The organism is Bacterioplanoides sp. (assembly GCF_965226395.1).
Classification (GTDB): Bacteria; Pseudomonadota; Gammaproteobacteria; order Pseudomonadales; family Oceanobacteraceae; genus Bacterioplanoides.
In genome coordinates this window covers 50,770-65,428 of sequence record NZ_OZ245358.1, presented here as the reverse complement: position 1 = coordinate 65,428, position 14,659 = coordinate 50,770, and the positions used below count along the sequence as shown (strand labels likewise).

Annotated in this window: 16 protein-coding genes; 11 read left to right on the top strand and 5 right to left on the bottom strand. The window is 49.3% G+C overall.

Annotated elements, in window-relative coordinates:
* Positions 1-43: 43 nt before the first annotated feature.
* A complete protein-coding gene (locus ACO05E_RS00310; RefSeq protein WP_419811010.1) occupies positions 44-667 on the bottom strand; it encodes a peptidylprolyl isomerase in 624 nt (207 codons plus the stop codon).
* A gap of 123 nt (positions 668-790) precedes the next feature.
* On the opposite strand from ACO05E_RS00310, the gene ACO05E_RS00305 reads away from it, so the two are divergent.
* The 3 genes from ACO05E_RS00305 (at position 791) to tcdA (ending at position 2,992) form a co-directional block, all read left to right on the top strand.
* Entirely contained in the window at positions 791-1,258 is a 468-nt protein-coding gene (locus tag ACO05E_RS00305) for an SUF system Fe-S cluster assembly regulator (RefSeq protein ID WP_419811009.1), read from the top strand.
* A gap of 175 nt (positions 1,259-1,433) precedes the next feature.
* Positions 1,434-2,081 carry a hypothetical protein gene (locus ACO05E_RS00300; protein ID WP_419811008.1) on the top strand — a complete coding sequence of 216 codons (648 nt, stop codon included), beginning with the start codon at positions 1,434-1,436 and terminating at the stop codon, positions 2,079-2,081.
* Positions 2,082-2,134: 53 nt separating this feature from the next.
* Positions 2,135-2,992 carry a tRNA cyclic N6-threonylcarbamoyladenosine(37) synthase TcdA gene (gene tcdA, locus ACO05E_RS00295; RefSeq protein ID WP_419811007.1) on the top strand — a complete coding sequence of 286 codons (858 nt, stop codon included), beginning with the start codon at positions 2,135-2,137 and terminating at the stop codon, positions 2,990-2,992.
* Positions 2,993-3,015: 23 nt separating this feature from the next.
* Here the strand turns inward: tcdA and ACO05E_RS00290 are convergent, their stop codons facing one another.
* The gene (locus ACO05E_RS00290) at positions 3,016-4,131 is read right to left on the bottom strand and encodes a nucleoid-associated protein (RefSeq protein ID WP_419811006.1); all 1,116 of its coding nucleotides are present in this window, start codon (positions 4,129-4,131) and stop codon (positions 3,016-3,018) included.
* Positions 4,132-4,167: 36 nt separating this feature from the next.
* Entirely contained in the window at positions 4,168-4,710 is a 543-nt protein-coding gene (locus ACO05E_RS00285) for an adenine phosphoribosyltransferase (protein ID WP_419811005.1), read from the bottom strand.
* A gap of 244 nt (positions 4,711-4,954) precedes the next feature.
* Here ACO05E_RS00285 and ACO05E_RS00280 point away from each other — a divergent pair, with 244 nt between their 5' ends.
* The 6 genes from ACO05E_RS00280 to ACO05E_RS00255 all read left to right on the top strand — a co-directional run bounded on the left by ACO05E_RS00280 (position 4,955) and on the right by ACO05E_RS00255 (position 10,038).
* Positions 4,955-6,247, top strand: coding sequence for an NCS2 family permease (locus ACO05E_RS00280; protein ID WP_419811004.1), 1,293 nt, complete (start codon positions 4,955-4,957; stop codon positions 6,245-6,247).
* A gap of 179 nt (positions 6,248-6,426) precedes the next feature.
* Positions 6,427-6,693: a hypothetical protein gene (locus ACO05E_RS00275; RefSeq protein ID WP_419811003.1), complete on the top strand. Its 267-nt coding sequence runs from the start codon at positions 6,427-6,429 to the stop codon at positions 6,691-6,693.
* A gap of 196 nt (positions 6,694-6,889) precedes the next feature.
* A complete protein-coding gene (locus ACO05E_RS00270; protein ID WP_419811002.1) occupies positions 6,890-7,465 on the top strand; it encodes a glutathione peroxidase in 576 nt (191 codons plus the stop codon).
* 42 nt (positions 7,466-7,507) lie between these two features.
* Positions 7,508-8,773 (top strand): DEAD/DEAH box helicase, encoded by a 1,266-nt coding sequence (locus tag ACO05E_RS00265; protein ID WP_419811001.1) that lies wholly within the window; start codon positions 7,508-7,510, stop codon positions 8,771-8,773.
* Positions 8,774-8,854: 81 nt separating this feature from the next.
* Positions 8,855-9,508, top strand: a complete 654-nt coding sequence (locus tag ACO05E_RS00260; protein ID WP_419811000.1) for an XRE family transcriptional regulator — start codon at positions 8,855-8,857, stop codon at positions 9,506-9,508.
* A 32-nt stretch (positions 9,509-9,540) separates the two neighbouring features.
* On the top strand, positions 9,541-10,038 hold the full coding sequence (locus ACO05E_RS00255; RefSeq protein ID WP_419810999.1) for a M48 family metallopeptidase: 498 nt from the start codon (positions 9,541-9,543) through the stop codon (positions 10,036-10,038).
* A gap of 10 nt (positions 10,039-10,048) precedes the next feature.
* Here ACO05E_RS00255 and ACO05E_RS00250 read toward each other — a convergent pair whose 3' ends face one another.
* Positions 10,049-10,708 carry a nitroreductase gene (locus ACO05E_RS00250; protein WP_419810998.1) on the bottom strand — a complete coding sequence of 220 codons (660 nt, stop codon included), beginning with the start codon at positions 10,706-10,708 and terminating at the stop codon, positions 10,049-10,051.
* A 206-nt stretch (positions 10,709-10,914) separates the two neighbouring features.
* Positions 10,915-12,396, bottom strand: coding sequence for a leucyl aminopeptidase (locus ACO05E_RS00245; RefSeq protein ID WP_419810997.1), 1,482 nt, complete (start codon positions 12,394-12,396; stop codon positions 10,915-10,917).
* Between the two features lie 100 nt (positions 12,397-12,496).
* Here ACO05E_RS00245 and lptF point away from each other — a divergent pair, with 100 nt between their 5' ends.
* Positions 12,497-13,567: an LPS export ABC transporter permease LptF gene (gene lptF / locus ACO05E_RS00240; protein WP_419810996.1), complete on the top strand. Its 1,071-nt coding sequence runs from the start codon at positions 12,497-12,499 to the stop codon at positions 13,565-13,567.
* Positions 13,564-14,643: an LPS export ABC transporter permease LptG gene (gene lptG / locus ACO05E_RS00235; protein WP_255856840.1), complete on the top strand. Its 1,080-nt coding sequence runs from the start codon at positions 13,564-13,566 to the stop codon at positions 14,641-14,643. Before lptF ends, lptG begins: the two co-directional genes overlap by 4 nt.
* The last annotated feature ends 16 nt before the right edge of the window (positions 14,644-14,659 follow it).

Below are 14,659 nucleotides of genomic sequence, written 5' to 3'. Positions count from 1 at the left end.
TCAAAATCTGCTCAAGCAGGGAACATAGAAGCGGCCTGATTGCTTATTTGGCAGTCGCTTTTTCGCTTTCAAGCACCTTGATGGTGTTAACCACAATGGCTTCTACCGGCACGTCACGCAGGCCAGTCTGAGACGTGGCAATGGCGTCGACTACATCCATTCCCTTAGTGACCTGGCCAAATACGGCATAACCATAGTCACGGAAACCATGATTCAGGAAGTCATTGCTTTTTACGTTAATAAAAAACTGGCTGGTTGCGCTATCGACTGAGCTGGTACGCGCCATGGCGATACTACCGCGCTGGTTTAATAAACCGTTTTTGGCTTCGTTTTTAATCGGTGGCAGGGTGGCTTTCTGGATCATGTTTTCATCAAAACCACCGCCCTGAATCATAAAGTCACGAATCACGCGGTGAAAGATGGTGCCGTCGTAGTGTTTGGCATCGATGTAGGTCAGAAAGTTGGCAACGCTGATCGGAGCCTTGCTGCGGTTTAGGGCCAGTTCAATATCACCACGGTTGGTTTCAATCACAACTGCTACCAGATCATCGTTACTGGCTGGTGAAGTGGCTGCCGTCTTGGTTTCTTCTGCCTGTAACTGAGTCGTTAACAGTGACGACATCAGAGTGAATAACGCCAGTACTTGCTTGGCCGTTGAGCGCATCATGGATCTCTCCTCAGAGCATTGAGTTAAAAGTCAGGAGCGCAACGCTAAAACATGACGACACATTTGTGAAGATGCTTCGTGTTATCATTCTGACTTTACCTTGCTGACAAGAACCCGAAGCGTATGCTGAAAATTGGCAAACTGACAGATTATGGCATCGTCGTGCTGGATCAACTGGCGCGGGCTGGCTCGGTAAAGTTATCGACGGAAAATATCGTTGATTCTACCGGTTTGCCGTTGCCAACCGTACGCAAAGTGATGAAGGCGTTGGCAGACAGTGGCCTGGTGATTGCTCAACGCGGAGCTCGGGGAGGGTATCGCCTGGCGTTAGCTCCCTCACAAATACGGATTCTGGATGTGGTTCAGGCCTTTGAAGGGCCGGTTGCATTAACAGAATGCAGTGTTGATAACCATCAATGCGATATTACCGCTCACTGCTCGCTATCCAGTAGCTGGGGAGGCATCAATACTCTGATGATGCGGGTTCTGGCACGGGTGACTCTCGACGATATCCGCAAGCCGGAAATGCAGGATCGGCTCTATCGCGATCTGGTTGATCAGTCTGACCGGATTCAACTGATTAATCTCTAGCCCTTGCTGAAATACCTCTGAGTTTGTCATTTTTGTGCCATCTGATTGACGTAAGTTCTGTATATTCCGCCAAAAAACCAATATGGTGTTTAAACGTTAACTGAATCACAGTTAATTATTAGGCGATAACGTATGTTGTGAATGTGCTGAGTTATCGTTCAATTCGAGGTCTATCATGAACGCAGTTAAAGCTTTGTGGATGATTGTTGGTTTGTCTTTATCACTGACCACCAATAGTGCAGAGCTGAAAGGAATCGGCTTTTTTGAAACATTAGACAAACCCTGGTTTGCCACCGCGCTGTACGTACAGCCGGCTGACAATAACACCACGGGTGAGTCGTTCCAGTTACCTGAGCGGCTTGAATTTAAAGTCGTTGAAGACAAAATCAGTCAGCGACGTTTTCGCCAGCTCTGGACTGATGTGATGGCGGTTGTGACCGATCAGTCGGTGTTCTCTGGCCAGGATTTTGAGCACTTTATGACAGCGGTTAAAGGTGCGTTACAAAAAAATGATCTGATTGTTCTGGCTCAGGAAGGTGAATTTGTTTCGCTGACCATCAACTATCATGAGCATGCGCGTTTATCGTCACATTTTCTGGGTGACCTGGTTGCGGTTTTAACCGCACGCATTGCCCCGATTCCGGAATTAAAACACGGTCTGATGGGCACGCTGCCACGATCTGAGTTACAAACCATTCAGCAGGCGTTTGATAGTGGTGAACCCAGCTTACGCCGTATTTCCCAAACCGCTCGCTGGTTGCGTAAAAAACCTCAGGTGGCCTCTCAGAAGTCCCAGTTAATTGCTGCCAGCCCTTCGGTATAAATGCCATTCTGATATACTGCGCTATCTGATGTTTCCCTGTTGTTGAGACCCTGATGAGCGCAGTACCTCCCGAATCTTCCCCTGTTTTATCGCCTGACGATTTATCACCTGCCAGTTTATCTCGTGACTATCTGGACCGTTTTGGTGGTATTGGCCGTTTATACGGTGCCGATGGCCTGCTGCGTTTGCAGCAAGCGCATGTGTGTGTGGTGGGGATTGGTGGTGTTGGCTCCTGGGCAGCAGAAGCCTTGGCTCGTTCCGGCATTGGTGAAATCACTCTGATTGATATGGATGATATTTGTGTCACCAATACCAATCGTCAGATCCATACACTCAATAATACAGTAGGGCAGCTAAAAACAGATGCCGTTGCTGAGCGCCTGAAAGCTATAAATCCGGATATTGTAGTGCATTCCAAAATGGCGTTTGTTACCGCCAATAACCAGCAGGAGTTGATTTATCCGGGGATGGATTATGTGATTGATTGCATCGACAGCGTAAAAAATAAAGCAGCACTGATCGCCCATTGTAAGCGTAATAAAATCCGCATTATTACTACCGGTGCTGCGGGAGGGCAGAGTGACCCGACCCAGATTCAGATTGGTGATTTAAATAAGACGTTTAATGATCCTCTGGCGCGTAAAGTACGTTCTTTGCTGCGCCGGGAATATAATTTCTCACGCAACCCTTCGCGTAATTATTCCATTCCCTGTGTGTTTTCTACCGAGCAGCTGTCGTATCCGCAGCCTGATGGCAGTGTGTGTCAGACCAAATCCTTCGCTGGTGACAGCACACGACTGGATTGCTCCTCCGGCTTTGGTGCCGCGACGATGGTGACGGGTACCTTTGGTTTTGTCGCAGCTTCCCGGGTGGTTGAACGGATTGCCAAAAATGCCGGTAAAAAAAGCTGAAACATTTTTCAGCTTTTAAACGATTAATCAGAGCTGTCGCGTGATTTCAGTTGTTTGACCAGTGACTCCGGCAGCTTATTGATTTGCAGACGGTTATTGACGCCATCAAAAACAATATCCTGCTCCAGCATGGCAGCGGAAAAGCTCAGGCTGATGTCTTTGTTTTTACCACTGTAGCGAATAAAGCTTTTTAATTTCTTACGATCCGGAATTAATTCCGTTTTAATCGCTTCGGCGACATCGGCGGTGGATGCCCCTTGTTCTGCCATTTGCTCGGGTGTGAGTGCCGGTTTGCTGGCCTGGCGTTCTTTTTGTTTCTCAACAATATAGTGTGAAAAGTCTTCGCCGCTGCGGGATTCGGGTTTGGACTCCATTTGTGATTCAACGTAGTCGGCCAGATCGGTGAAATCGACCGGTTCACCGCGCTTGTCTTGCTCCATGCAATAATCAACCACTTTGCTTTTGTATTCGTAGCTTTGTTCCGCCGGTAAACCCTGGCTGAACTCGTCAACAATCTGCAAAAACTCTTCAGTTTCGGCGGCGGTGTCCAGCGTATCGGTGAAACCAACAAATTCCGCGAATTGGTTCTGAGTTGGCTTATCGGAACGGCCGTAGCTGAACGTGATGTACTTGGCTTCTTCCTGTACCAGCCAGTCGGTCAGATTCAGCATCATGCCAAAGCCAGTATTGGAGAAATCAATGTAGTGCGTTTCGCTTAAGGTCATATCGGCATTAATCGACACGCTGGTCTTGCGGCGCAGGTGGAACAGGTACAAGCGATCACTGTCAGCCAGTTCTTCATAGATAAAGGCCAGATAACCATCGATGGCAAACTGGGTATTATCCAGGCTGTTAGCAAAGTGCTGACTGATGCGACGTGTTAGAGCCAAAAAGGTCTGGCGCTCTCCTTTCCAGTCCTGAATCTGAGCACGCACCAGTGTGACTTCCGGGTGAAAGGCACCATAACGTTTGCTGCCACGTTGTGTCAGGATGCCTTTCAGCTGGCTGGTGGCCTGAGAATAAAAGCGTTCACTTTGCTCGTTATCAAGATCTGCTTCGTGCTCACTGCATTGTAATGTGGCCGCAGGATCGTTGCTTTCTTTGCTGATGTGATGAGTCACAAAGTGGCGAATAGTCATGGGTTATGCTCAGAGGTAAAGGATTATTTCGGGTGCTTACAGGCCATCAAATTCACAGATGGCATAGACATCAAAACCCGCATCACGCAGTTTGCTGCCACCTTTGAGATCGGGCAGGTCAATAATCGCAGCCGTTTCCACGACCTCGGCACCCAGTTTACGTACCAGCTCACAGGCTGCCAGCATGGTGCCGCCGGTGGCGATTAAATCGTCCATCACCAGTACCCGGTCTCCGGCTTTAAAGGCATCTGTGTGTAATTCAATGGTGGCGCTGCCGTATTCAAGATCATAATCCTGGGTCACGGTTTTGAACGGCAGTTTGCCTTTTTTACGAACCGGAACCAGGCTCAGGCCCAATTCGTAAGCCAGCGGCGCACCGAGAATAAAACCACGCGCATCAATGGCGGCGATGGCATCCAGTTGCATCCCCTGATAACGGTGAACAAAGCTGTCGATCAGCATGCGAAACACCTGAGCATCCTGCAGCAGGGGCATAATATCGCGAAACATTACGCCATCTTCCGGCCAGTTCGGTACGGTACGAATGGCGTCTTTAATTTCCTGACTGTAGCGGCTCATGAGGGGCTCCGGGTCTTTCGGTTGAACAAAACCGGCTATTCTAGCGGAGACCGGCACTGACGTCTTCCTGCTGGGCCGTGAAATTCTTCATGATGTTATAAATCCTGCCAAAGTGGTCAGGAAAATAGATTAGATGCTTGGAGATTTGGCTGAATCCGTTATATGCTCCGCCGGGATCTGTTTGCTGTTCCAGATCAATCTGAATAACAGCGGCGCTAAATTATAATCATCTGAGTAACTTCTCATGCTCGAAAAACTGTTCCAGCTGACTCGTTTCGGCACCAATCCAAAAACTGAAATTCTTGCCGGGGTGACCACCTATCTCACCATGGCATATATCATCTTTATTAACCCGGCGATGTTGGCCGATGCCGGAATGGATCATGGAGCAGTGTTTGTGGCGACTTGTGTCGCGGCGGCCATTGGCTGTTTTATCATGGGATTGTGGGCCAATTTGCCAGTGGCATTAGCACCGGGTATGGGCTTAAACGCCTTCTTCACTTATGGCGTTGTGCTGGGTATGGGTCATAGCTGGCAGACAGCGCTGGCCGCGGTATTCTTCTCGGGCCTGATCTTTATTGCGCTGAGCTTGTTCCAGGTGCGTGAGTGGATCATTAATGCCATCCCAATGACGCTGAAAAAAGCCATTGCGGCGGGTATTGGTGCTTTCCTGGCGTTAATTGCGCTGAAAAATGCCGGCATTATTGTCGATCATCCGGCGACGCTGGTAAGCCTGGGCAACCTGGGTGACTTTGGCCCGGGTATGGCGCTGGTTGGCTTCTTTATGATCATTGCTCTGATCCAGCGTAATGTGCCGGGTGCGGTGATGCTGGCGATTTTTGCCGTTACCGCAATCAGTCTGTTGGCCGGTCAGGTGGAATACACCGGTGTGGTATCCGCGCCACCATCACTGGCACCAACCTTTATGCAGATGGATCTGGCAGCAGCCTTTGATCTGGCCATGGTCAGCGTTATTTTTGCTTTCCTGTTTGTCGACCTGTTTGATACCTCTGGTACCTTGATTGCGGTGACCCAGCGTGCTGGTCTGGTTGAAAAAGATGGCAAAGTGCCTCGTTTAGGACGCGCTCTGCTGGCTGATAGCTCGGCAACTGTTGCTGGTGCTGCGTTAGGTACTTCAACAACGACCAGTTATATCGAATCCGCTTCCGGTGTGGCAGCGGGTGGTCGTACTGGTTTAACCGCAGTAACCGTGGGTGTGTTATTCCTGCTAAGTATCTTCCTGGCACCACTGGCGGGTATGATTCCGGCGTATGCAACGGCGGGCGCAATTTTCTATGTGTCTGTACTGATGATGTTTACTCTGAAAGAAGTGGAATGGGAAGATTTAACCGAAGCAGCACCGGTTGCTGTGGTTCTGTTAATGACTCCACTGACCTTTTCGATTGCACACGGTGTGACACTGGGCTTTATCACCTATGCTGGTGCTAAATTGCTGGGCGGTAAGCGTGACGAGTTAAATGCCAGTGTGCTGATTATCGCTGCGTTACTGCTGGCTAAAATGATCTTTGTTGGCTGATTACAAAGAGCATTATCTCTATAAGTCGTATTCCGTCATCGTGGTCTAACGTGGCAGAATACGACTTTAGCATGACACGAATGGCCTGAATTGATTCAGGAGTGTCGTAAATTACCTTTAGAAACTCGCCTGATTATTTTATAGTCATCAAAAATATCAATTCGAAAGGATTCGATTCTATGATGACAGCCAGTATATTTGGCGAATTGGCTGACAGTCTTTGGTGGCTGTTTCCTCTCCCGGTGCTGATGGCGATGGTATTTACACCATGGTTTAAAGAGCACATCGTGAAAAAACTGCACGCTTCTACAACAGAAGAAGAACCCTTTGTTGAACTTCTGATGGCACCTCTGGACGAGCACGATGCTAATCTGAATGTACCACTGAAACCCTGTCGACAGGCGGCCTCTAAAGCTGAAAAAGCGATTGAAGAAACCGTGCATTGATCCTTTTTGCCCCTATCCGGACCTTGTCTGTTTGTATCTTAACTCTCCCTGTTAGTCGCTGATTATCCATCTCTGACGGTGATTGATACCATCTGCTGTGAATCTTGTATAATATATGTATAGGTTTTAGTTCGGCCTGTATGTAATTTGGCCTGTATATAAATTGGGAATGTGAGCATAGATTCGGAGTCTGATCATGAAATACTTCTTATCAATTTTTATCACTCTGCTAAGCAGTTCTCTGGGCGGCTTTCAGAGCAATATCGCCGTTGCTGCCACCGCTGACGAACAAGGTGCAACCTGCCCGGGCATTTTTCAGCACGCGATGAAACAGCTGCACAGTTCAAACGTACTGGATTTGTGCTCAGTATCAGATGGTCATCCGGTTCTGTTGGTAAACACGGCCAGTTATTGCGGATTTACAGATCAGTTTGCCGATCTGGAAGCTATTCATCAGAAATATAAAGAGAAAGGGCTGGTAGTGATTGGGGTCTCCTCAGATTCGTTTGACCAGGAAGATCAGGATGAAAGCAAAGCCGCTGAGGTGTGTTTTAAGAACTTTGGCGTTAGTTTTACCATGCTATCGACGGTACCGGTTCGTGGTGATCAGGCGCATCCTTTGTTTCAGGAGGTAGCACGTCAACAAGCCGCACCGAAGTGGAACTTTTATAAATACCTGATCGACCGCCATGGCCATGTGGTGAGTATTTATTCAAGCTTTACCTTGCCGAATGATAACGATATTGAAGCGTTATTAGCGGCTGATAGTTAATCATGTGGTAACCTGCGCGCTTTCTTTCTGCAAGCGCCGGTTATGACTTTTTCCTTTTCTCAGCTGAACCCCGTTCTACAGCAAGCGTTACAAACGCTGAATTACAGCCAGCCGACTCCTATTCAGCGGCAGGCTATTCCGGTTGTGCTGTCGGGTAATGATGTGATGGCCGGAGCGCAAACCGGCACCGGGAAAACAGCAGCGTTTGCGTTGCCGATCCTTGATGCCTTGCTGCAGCAAACACCATCGTCTGATTCTGCTTCTCAGGAGCTGCCTCAGGCGCATGTTCAAGCGCTGATTCTGGTGCCGACCCGGGAACTCGCCCAGCAGGTGCATCAGAGCTTTGAACAATACGCACAATATTCGTCGTTGAAGGTTGGTCTGGCGTATGGCGGTGTGAGTCTCAATCCGCAACTGGAGGCGTTGAAACAAGGCGTGGATGTATTGGTTGCCACACCGGGGCGGCTGCTGGATTTCTTATTTAAAAAAGCCGTCAGTCTCGATGCGTTAAACACACTGGTGTTTGATGAAGCCGACCGCATGTTGGATATGGGGTTTATGGATGAAATTCAGCAGATTCTGAAGCGCCTGCCAAAAGAGCGACAGACGTTATTATTTTCCGCTACTTTTAGTGACGAAATTTTTAAACTCAGCAAACAATTACTCAACGATCCGCAGCTGATTGAGGTGGATGCCCGCAATACCGCCGCAACCACGGTTGAGCAAAAAGTGTATGTGGTGGATGCTGACCGCAAGCGCGAACTGGTGTCACATTTAATCGGCAGTAAAAACTGGCATCAGGTATTAATTTTTGTCAAAACCAAACAAGGCGCGGATGCTTTGGCGGCAGAAATGTGTAAAGACGGGCTGGTCACCAAGGCCATTCATGGGGATAAATCTCAGGGTGCTAGAGAGTGTGTCTTAGAGGAATTCCGCAGTGGTGATACCCGGGTGCTGGTGGCAACCGATGTGGCGGCACGTGGTATTGATATTCCGGCATTAAATACCGTGATTAATTTCGATTTGCCCTATATTGCCGAAGATTATATTCACCGCATTGGCCGCACCGGGCGAGCAGGGCAAACGGGGACGGCGATTACTCTGATGAGTTTAGGGGAAGAGTATCTGCTGGAAGAAATTGAGGTCATTCTCGATGAGCGTTTGCCACAACAATGGCTGGAAGGCTATGAGCCGGATTTAACCAAAGAAATTCCTGAGAATCGTAAAAATACCCGCACTGCGCAAAAGCGCAGGGCCAAACAACGCGCCCATGGCCAATCTACTGGCAAGCGCCGCCGTCGAAAATAATCAGCCCGTGGGCTGGTTATGCGCTAGTCGCCAAGTATAATCGCCCGCTTTTCTATTCGTTGTGCAGGCATTGGAGTTTTTATGTCGCTGGCTTATCGCTTTCAAACCGTTGTTGATCAACTGGCTGGAGGCAATAAAAAACAATTCGCAGAAATGACTGGCAAATCCGCGTCTCATATTTACCGGATTTGTCGCGGTTCTGGTCGCCCGTCGATGGCGTACCTGCAAGACCTTTACAACGAGTACCGCATTGATATCACCTGGCTGTTAACCGGCGAACAAAGTGACGGGGCTAACCCGGCGGGTGTGCTGAATCCGGGTGATCAGGTGCTGGCCCCCATGTTTGATGTTAAAGCCAGTGCTGGTAGTGGTGCGCTGGCTGATTCTGAGGGTGTTGAAGATTATTTCACCTTTAATAAATCGTTTTTATCCCGCCAGCTGGGTGTCAGTGGTGAACAACTGGCCTTTGTCACCGTCGATGGTGACAGTATGGAGCCCACCTTGTGTGACGGCGATCAGGTGCTGGTGGATATGACCCAACGTCACGTTCGTAATAATGCCGTGTATTTATTAAACAGCGAGCAGGGGTTGCTCACCAAACGTCTGAAACAGCAGGGTAATCAGCTGACCGTTGAAAGCGATAACCGTGATTATCCGGCCTGGGAATTAGATTTAACGGCACTGGAAGATAACCCGGTATTAGGTCGAATTGTCTGGTCAGCCCGGGCTTGTTAAAGCTAAACATTCCAATGTGATAACGGATCGCGATGATGGCGTTGAAATACATTCAGCATTACCCGGAACATTTAACCCGTCAGGTTCAGCAACTGCTGGATGAGGGGTCGTTAGGTAAGGTGCTGCAAAAACGCTATCCGCAATATCACGCGATTCGTAGCAATAAAGCTTTGTATGAATACACCATCGAGCTGAAAAACCGTTACCTACGTAAATCCGCTCCGTTAAGCAAAGTAGAATTCAGCGATAAAGCACCGGCCTATAATGCGCTGGGTTTGCACAAGCGTATATCCCGCGCACACGGCGGTAAATTAGTGGCGAAAAAAGAAATTCATATCGATAATCGCTTTCGTGAAATGCCGGAAGCTTTCTTGCGTATGATAGTGGTTCACGAATTAGCGCATTTAAAAGAACTGGAGCACAACAAAGCCTTTTACCAGCTTTGTTGTCATATGGAGCCGGATTATCACCAGCTGGAATTTGATTTGCGGGTTTGGTTAACCTGGCTGGAGCATTCCAATCAAAAATAAAACAGATGCTTTATAAAAACGTCACTGCGTCATTCAACGCTGCCCGATCAGTACGCGCTTTATTGGCATCGGCCGTGTCATCAGCATAACCAAACGACATACCAAATAAAATACCTTGTTCTTCCGGCAGATTTAAAAACTCACGCACCGGCCCCGGGAATTGCCCCAGTGCACCTTGCATACAGCTATCAATGCCGCGCTCTTTTAATAATAGCGTCAGGGTTTGTGCGTAAATACCAATATCTACTGCACCCATAATATCGAGGTATTTTTCCATGGTGAAAAAGGCAACGTGGGGCGCATCAAAAAATGCCCAGTTGCGCAGCATCGCCATATTACGTTTCATTTTATCGTCACGCTCGATACCCATTGCACCATAAAGTGCATTGGCTGAACCAAACTGGCGTTCGCGGTGAATGCCCTGGTAGGCAATTTTCCAGTTAAAGTCCGGCTCAGGCGGTTGTTGCTTCATTACCTCAGCAATTAATTTGTTTTTTAACTGGTCTTTTTTCTCGCCTGAAAAAACATAGGTCTGCCATGGCTGAACATTGCAGTTGGAAGGCGATTGTTGCGCTAATGCAAAAATTTCTTCGAGCAGGGTCGGGTCAACCGGATCTTTTTTAAAGGCGCGGGTGGAATAGCGGGCATTAAGGATGTCACTGAGTGCCATGGAAGCGTCCTGTTGTTTATTTGATTTTAGGTGTTGTATTTGGTTTTCAGGAATTGTTATTCGGTGTATCAGATTCAGAATAGTAGCAGCCGGATAAGCCAGACGATGTGTGCAGATGTGACAGAAAAGGTGCGAAAACAACTCAGAGCCAAGCTAGCGGCTCCGAGCTGTTTTATGGGTTGTTTTGTGAATAGTTCAGTAACCGGCTATTTCGCCAGTAAATAATTCACCAATAAGGGAACCGGACGGCCGCTGGCACCTTTGCTTTTACCTGCGCCACCCCAGGCAGTACCGGCAATATCCAGATGCGCCCATGGCGTGCCTTCGGTGAAGCGAGCCAGGAAGCAAGCGGCGGTGGTTGCGCCTGCTAGCGGGCCACCAATATTCGCCATATCGGCAAAATTGGTATCCAGCAGTTCCTGATAGTCGTCTTCCAGTGGTAAACGCCAGACCTTATCGTTGGAGTAACGCGCTGCGTTTTGCAGCTCATCCGCCAGACTTTCATCCTGAGTGAATAAACCAGAATTAACTCCACCCAATGCGGCCATACAGGCACCGGTTAAGGTGGCGATATCAACGATAGACGCCGGTTTAAAGTGGTTGATGCCGTAGGTCAGTGCATCACACAACACCAGACGACCTTCGGCGTCGGTATTAAGAATTTCGATAGTCTTGCCCGATAAGCTGGTAACCACATCGCCGGGTTTGGAGGCATGACCGGCCGGCATATTTTCGGCACTGGTGATCATGCCAATGATGTTCTGCTTAGGTTGCAGCGCAACCATGGCTTGCATCGCACCCAATACGGATGCAGCACCACACATGTCGTACTTCATTTCATCCATTTTGGCGCCCGGCTTCAGGCTGATGCCGCCGGTATCAAAGGTAATGCCTTTACCCAGAATCATATGCGGCGCTTCATCGGCGTTATCCGCACCCTGGTATTTCATAATGATCAGCTTGCCCGGCTCGATAGAACCTTTGGCCACTGAGACAAACGCACCGGCCCCCATGGCTTCCATCTGATCTTCGTCGATGACGATGGTTTCGACGTTGGCATTGTCGGCCGCCAGTTTCTCGGCTTCTTCCGCCAGATAAGACGGCGTACAGATATTGCCCGGCAGGTTGCCTAAATCGCGGGCGTAGTTGACGCCTTGTGCAACCGCTTCGCCTTTTTCTAAGCTGCTGCTGACATCATCACCCAGCCAGATCAGGGTGTCGGCTTGTTTCGGTTGTTCTTCCGCTTCGGTCTCAGTTACAGGCTTAGTCGCGGTAAAACGATATTGCGCACGGCCAAACGCCATGGCGGTTTGTTCCGCCCACCAGGCTTCGTTCAGGGTGTTATCGGCTAAATGAGCGAGGCTTACCGCCACGCTACCGGATTGTTTGCTGGTGGCACTGGCAATGGCGTCCAGCACTTTGATGGCCGAGGTGGTGTTCAGTTCTTTGTCACCAACGCCAACCAACAGTACACGAGCAGCGCTGATGCCAGCTACGCCGGGCAGCAATAAGGTTTCGGCCAGTTTGCCGCTGATGTCTCCGGCTTCGACGCGTGCCTGTAAAAAGCCATTGCTGGCGCTATTAATTGCTTGTGCCGCGTCAGATAACTTGCCTGACTGGTCGAGAGTGACGACAATACAGCTCGCCTGAACGTCGGCGGCAGCATTGTTGGAAACCTGATATTGCATATATGCTCCTGCAGGGGTCTTAGATAGAAATAAGCTAAACAGTATAGATGCTGTCAGTTTTTTGAAATACAAGGGTATCGGTAAAGAAGGGTTATTGGTTTTGATTTTATTTCGTTATCTGGCAAGGGAATTAGCCAGCTCTATGGTAGCCGTGACATCCGTGCTGCTGATGATTCTGATGAGTGGTCGCCTGATTCGCCAACTGGCGTCTGCCGCAGCCGGAGAAGTCTCTCTGGAGATTGTCTTTTTTACCCTGCTGTTACGCCTGCCATCGTTTCTGGAGATGATTCTGCCACTGGCATTATTTATTTCCATTCTGCTGACGTACGGGCGCCTGTACGCCGAAAGTGAAATGACGGTATTAACCGCCACCGGCTTTTCTAACCTGAAACTGCTGTGTTACACCATGATCCCGGCAGCAGCACTGACATTAGTTGTGGCCAGTTTTACCTTGTTTCTCAGCCCCTGGGGGGCGCAGAAAATGGAAGATCTGTATAAAAAGCAATCACAACTGACCGAGTTTGAATTATTAGCTCCGGGGCGTTTTCAGAGCACCGAAAAGGGCAGCCGGGTAACGTACGCCGAAAGTTTATCCGGTGATAAATCGGAAATGCGCCGGGTATTTATTGCTGATGGCGAAACCTTATTGGTCGCTGAGCGCGGTACGCAATACGTCAGTGATGAAACCGGCTCGCGCTTTTTAGAGCTGCATAATGGTCGCCGTTATGACGTGCCGTTAGGCCAGCTGAATATTCAGAGTTTAGATTTTGGTTTGTACGGGGTGAAAATTGCCGATGAACCGGAAGAACGCCGTAAGCTGCGTAAAGAAGCAGTGCCGACTCAGGATCTGATTGGCTCGGCGGATAAAAAACATCAGGGGCAATTACGCTGGCGTATTTCTCTGATTCTGATGGTGCCGATCGTCACCCTGATTGCGTTTTCCTTATCCAAAGTAAACCCGCGCCAAGGCAAGTTCGCCAAACTGTTTCCGGCCATTGTGCTGTTTATGGTGTACATCTCGCTGATGATTGGCCTGACCGGCATGATCGAGAAAGGCAAAATTCATCCGGACGGCGCTATTTGGGGGCTGCATTTACTCTATTTGGCCATTGGTGTTGGGTTATTAACCATTCCGGAAATGTTACGTCGTCATAAGGTGAAGCAGTTATGAGATCCGCCAGCATGAGACGACTCGACAGCTACGTTGGCCGCAACGTGTTATTCGCCACCCTGATGGTGGTCGTAGTGATTATTGGCCTGGATGCGGTGTTTGCTCTGGTTGACGAACTAGGGCGATTAAAAGGCAGTTATCAGTTTGTTGAAGCACTGCAGTTTATTGGTATGCGCCTGCCACGCCGGGCCTATGAATATATGCCGATGGCCTGTTTAATTGGCTGTTTAGCCGGGTTGGGCTCGATGGCTGCCAACAGTGAATTAACCGTGATGCGCGCTGCCGGGGTGTCGGTGACACGTATTATGCTGGCAGTGATGAAACCGGTTCTGATACTGATGGTGATCAGTATGCTGGTGGCAGAATATGCTATTCCCTCGCTAGAGCGTATTGCTCAGTCACAACGGGCGGTGGCCCAGGGCAAAGGGGAAACCCACTCTAATAAAGGGCGCGGTTACTGGCACCGGGAAGGCAACGAATTTATGCGCTTTAACGCCATTGAACCTAATGGTGTTCTGCACGGCGTGACCTTGTATGAATTTAATGAAGATGCCGAACTGCAGCGCATTCGTACTGCCAACCGTGCGATATACCAGCGTCGCCACTGGCAGATGGAGCAGGTCACCGACGTGTATATCGACGACGATGCTACTCGCCGCGAACAGTTTGATTCACTGGATTGGGAAACCGATTTAACCCCACAAAGCCTGAGCGTGGTGATGGTGCTACCACGCGATATGTCGATTTCCGGGCTGTACCAATACACCCGTTATTTATCCGAGCAGGGCTTAAACGCGGATAATTATTTGCTGTCGTTCTGGCGCAAAGTCACGCAGCCATTAGGCACCTTTGCGTTAGTGATTCTGGGTATCTCCTTTATTTTTGGCCCGCTGCGGGCGGTCACACCTGGACAGCGGATTTTCTCCGGTATTCTGGTGGGGCTGGTCTACAAATACGCCGAGGAACTACTGGCACCCGCCAGTATTGTGTTTGGCTTTGAACCGATCTGGGCGAGTATTATTCCGATTGCTGGCTGTTTTGCGGTTGGGGTGTTGATGCTAAGGAAGGCGGGGTAGGGAACTCCCACTAATG

Excerpts from the sequence above, each read along its gene's own strand:
- ACO05E_RS00310 (WP_419811010.1), bottom strand. The coding sequence starts at position 667 with ATGATGCGCTCAACGGCCAAGCAAGTACTGGCGTTATTCACTCTGATG.
- ACO05E_RS00305 (WP_419811009.1), top strand. The coding sequence starts at position 791 with ATGCTGAAAATTGGCAAACTGACAGATTATGGCATCGTCGTGCTGGAT.
- ACO05E_RS00300 (WP_419811008.1), top strand. The coding sequence starts at position 1,434 with ATGAACGCAGTTAAAGCTTTGTGGATGATTGTTGGTTTGTCTTTATCA.
- tcdA (WP_419811007.1), top strand. The coding sequence starts at position 2,135 with ATGAGCGCAGTACCTCCCGAATCTTCCCCTGTTTTATCGCCTGACGAT.
- ACO05E_RS00290 (WP_419811006.1), bottom strand. The coding sequence starts at position 4,131 with ATGACTATTCGCCACTTTGTGACTCATCACATCAGCAAAGAAAGCAAC.
- ACO05E_RS00285 (WP_419811005.1), bottom strand. The coding sequence starts at position 4,710 with ATGAGCCGCTACAGTCAGGAAATTAAAGACGCCATTCGTACCGTACCG.
- ACO05E_RS00280 (WP_419811004.1), top strand. The coding sequence starts at position 4,955 with ATGCTCGAAAAACTGTTCCAGCTGACTCGTTTCGGCACCAATCCAAAA.
- ACO05E_RS00275 (WP_419811003.1), top strand. The coding sequence starts at position 6,427 with ATGATGACAGCCAGTATATTTGGCGAATTGGCTGACAGTCTTTGGTGG.
- ACO05E_RS00270 (WP_419811002.1), top strand. The coding sequence starts at position 6,890 with ATGAAATACTTCTTATCAATTTTTATCACTCTGCTAAGCAGTTCTCTG.
- ACO05E_RS00265 (WP_419811001.1), top strand. The coding sequence starts at position 7,508 with ATGACTTTTTCCTTTTCTCAGCTGAACCCCGTTCTACAGCAAGCGTTA.
- ACO05E_RS00260 (WP_419811000.1), top strand. The coding sequence starts at position 8,855 with ATGTCGCTGGCTTATCGCTTTCAAACCGTTGTTGATCAACTGGCTGGA.
- ACO05E_RS00255 (WP_419810999.1), top strand. The coding sequence starts at position 9,541 with ATGATGGCGTTGAAATACATTCAGCATTACCCGGAACATTTAACCCGT.
- ACO05E_RS00250 (WP_419810998.1), bottom strand. The coding sequence starts at position 10,708 with ATGGCACTCAGTGACATCCTTAATGCCCGCTATTCCACCCGCGCCTTT.
- ACO05E_RS00245 (WP_419810997.1), bottom strand. The coding sequence starts at position 12,396 with ATGCAATATCAGGTTTCCAACAATGCTGCCGCCGACGTTCAGGCGAGC.
- lptG (WP_255856840.1), top strand. The coding sequence starts at position 13,564 with ATGAGATCCGCCAGCATGAGACGACTCGACAGCTACGTTGGCCGCAAC.